This window comes from Halorubrum sp. AJ67 (genome assembly GCF_000513435.1).
This window is the reverse complement of sequence record NZ_CBVY010000014.1, coordinates 22,314-25,147: the sequence shown is the minus strand read 5'-3', so window position 1 is coordinate 25,147 and position 2,834 is coordinate 22,314. Positions and strand designations below refer to the sequence as shown.

Below are 2,834 nucleotides of genomic sequence, written 5' to 3'. Positions count from 1 at the left end.
TCTACATCGACACCGAGGGCCTGTCGATCGACCGGTTCGAACAGCTGGCCGAGGGGCGGCTCGACCGGGGCGACGGCGACGACACCCTCGAAGAGCTCGCCGCGCGGCTGGTGATCTCCGAGGCGTACGACTTCGACGACCAGCGCGAGGCGGTCCGCGACGCCGAGGAGCTCGCCGAGGAGGTCGAGCTGATCGTGTTGGACTCCGCGACGGGCTTCTACCGACTGGAGCGCGCCGGCGACACCGAGGGCGGCGAGTCGCTTCGGAAGGTCGCAAAGCAGGTGACGCACCTCCTCTCGCTGGCCCGGCGTCACGACATCGCCGTCGTGATCACGAATCAGGTGTTCACCGACCCCGACGGCGACCGCGACCGCGCGCTCGGCGGCAACACGCTCAACCACTGGACCGGTGCGATCGTCCGCGTCGACCGGTTCCGGGGCGGAAACCGTCGGGCGACCCTCGAAAAGCACCGCTCGAAGCCCGCGGGCGACACCGCGACGTTTCGGATCGTCGCCGACGGACTCGCCGAGGGCTCGGACGGATAGGGACGGCTGTCGGCGGCGAAAAATCGATTTATTGAGCTCGACGGACGAGCGCGAGTTCAGACCGGCGCGTGTCCGCGAGTCGGACGCGGAACCGCCTACAGCTGGCCGAGCTTCCGGAGGAGCTGGCCGCGGTACTCCTCGTCGGCGTTGACGCCCTTGATTTCGAGGACGTTCCGCTCTAACTTGTCGAGCGCGACGTGGAACGCGTGTTCGGCACCGTACCCCTCGCCGGAGCCGCCGACCTGTCCCTCGTTGGTTCGGAGGCGGATCTGACACTGGATGAGGGGCGTGCCGCGAAGCTTCTCCTTGTGAGCGTGGAGCCGGACGTGCGCGTGGATGACGTGCATGTCCGCGTACTTGTCCACGACCTGCTCGATGGACTCGCGGATGTGTTCGCGGGAGGTCCCCTCCAGCAAGTCGACGTTCGTGATCTGGACGTCCATCGAGTCCTCCTCGGTGAACGTCAGCGCGCGCAACACGTCGGTCTTCGTCACCATCCCGGCGACGGTGTCGGCACCCGCGGGCGTGACGACCAGCCCGGAGACCTCGTTGTCGAACATGCGCTCGACGACCGCCTGCGCCGTCTCGTCGTTCGTCGCCGTGACGACCGGGCTGGACATGATGTCGTAGACGGGGATGTCGAGCATCCGGTCGATGTCGCCGGCGCGGTCGCCGCTGCCCTGCCGCTCGTGGTCGCGGACGACGAACTCCACGATGTCGTTCGTGGTGACGACGCCGACGAGGTCGCCGTCGTCGTCGAGCACGGGAAGTCGGGAGACGCCGTTCTCGCGGAGGCGATTGATGGCGCGGCCGACGCTCTCCGTCTCGCCGATGCCGATCACGTCCTCGGTCGCGATCTGGCCGACGGTGATCGCGTCGAGGCTGTCGATGACGGCTTCGAGGATCTGGTCGACCGTGATGATCCCGTAGAGCTTCTCGCCCTCGTAGACGGGCGCGATCTTCACGTCGCCCTCGACGAGGAGCCGGGCGGTCTCGCGGACGTCCTCGTGTCGGTCGACCGAGGGGGCGGGCTTCATCACCGCCGACACCTTCGTGTCGTCCTCCATGCGCGAGCGCATGAGCTGTTTCTCCCCGACGACGCCCGCGTACTCGCCGTCCTCGACGACGACGATCCCCTTGGGGTTCTCTCGCTCGAAGATAGAACGGACCTTGGCGAGCCGCTCATCGACGTCGACCTCGACGTATTCCGACACCGCGATATCAAAGATGTTCATGGTCCGTTCTGAGTCTTCGACGGGCCGGGTATTGAAAGTGCGGGAGTCGTGGCGTCCGCCCGGACGCGTCGTCCGACCGTCGGAATCTCCCTGAAGGTATTTCCGCGTCGCGGACGGTGGTCGGCCGTAAAGCTCTCGACCGCGCTGATCGCGCTCGGCGTCGCACTGATCGTGATCCCGCTGCCGGTTCCGATCCCGTTCGTCGGCGTGATCGCCGGGACGGTCGCGCTGCTCGCGGGGCTGTTCGTCCGGCTGTTTGGCCTGTGAGGATCCGACCGTCCGGCGCTCGGGCGGCCGATTCCTCGGGGTGTGAAACCTTTTTGCCCGTCAGCGACGCAGAGTGAGGCGTGTACGACGCCGTCGTCCTCGACAACGACGGGGTGTTGGTCGGGCGGACGCCGTTCGACACGCTCCGCGAGGCCGCCTGGGACGCGTTCGTGAGCCTCGGCGTCGAGGACCCGGACCTCGCGCACGTCGACGACGTCGCGGTCGGCGTCGACCCCGCGACCCTGACCGACATCTGCGAGCGCTACGACGTGGACCCGACGGAGTTCTGGCAAGTCAGGGACGAGACCGCGGCGGCGGCCCAGATCGACGCCGCCCGGAAGGGGCGCAAGACCCCGTACGACGACGTCGACGCCCTCCGCGCGCTCGACGCCTCGCTCGGCGTCGTCTCCTCGAACCAGCAGGCGACCGTCGACGCGCTCTTGGACCACTTCGGGCTGGCGGACCACTTCGAGGTCGCGTACGGCCGTGAGCCCTCGGTGGCCAGCCTCTCGCGGAAGAAGCCCTCCCCGTACTACATCGAGCGCGCCCTCGAAGACCTCGGCGCTGAGACGGCGCTTTTCGTCGGCGACAACGAGTCGGACGTTCGCGCGGCCGACAACGCCGGCATCGACTCGGCGTTCGTCCGTCGACCGCACCGGCGGTCGACGGAGCTCGACTGCCACCCGACCTACGAGATCGACGACCTCCACGACCTCGTGAGCATCTGCGGGAGGGCGTCGGCCGACGAGCGCGACTCGGTCTGAGCGCAGCCCCGCCGGGCCGGAGC

General features: G+C 68.2%; 3 protein-coding genes. 2 read left to right on the top strand and 1 reads right to left on the bottom strand.

The features are described 5' to 3' along the window. A partial coding sequence (gene radB, locus BN903_RS11280; RefSeq protein ID WP_048077822.1) for a DNA repair and recombination protein RadB occupies window positions 1–545 on the top strand: 545 nt, incomplete at its 5' end. A 95-nt stretch (window positions 546–640) separates the two neighbouring features. Here radB and BN903_RS11275 read toward each other — a convergent pair. Further along, entirely contained in the window at window positions 641–1,780 is a 1,140-nt protein-coding gene (locus tag BN903_RS11275) for a CBS domain-containing protein (RefSeq protein ID WP_048077821.1), read from the bottom strand. Window positions 1,781–2,127: 347 nt separating this feature from the next. On the opposite strand from BN903_RS11275, the gene BN903_RS11265 reads away from it, so the two are divergent. Continuing rightward, complete coding sequence (locus BN903_RS11265) at window positions 2,128–2,811, top strand: HAD family hydrolase (RefSeq protein ID WP_048077819.1); 684 nt, start codon at window positions 2,128–2,130, stop codon at window positions 2,809–2,811. The last annotated feature ends 23 nt before the right edge of the window (window positions 2,812–2,834 follow it).

What these genes read in the sequence shown, in the direction of transcription:
- BN903_RS11275 (WP_048077821.1), bottom strand. Translation starts at nt 1,780, where the DNA reads ATGAACATCTTTGATATCGCGGTGTCGGAATACGTCGAGGTCGACGTC.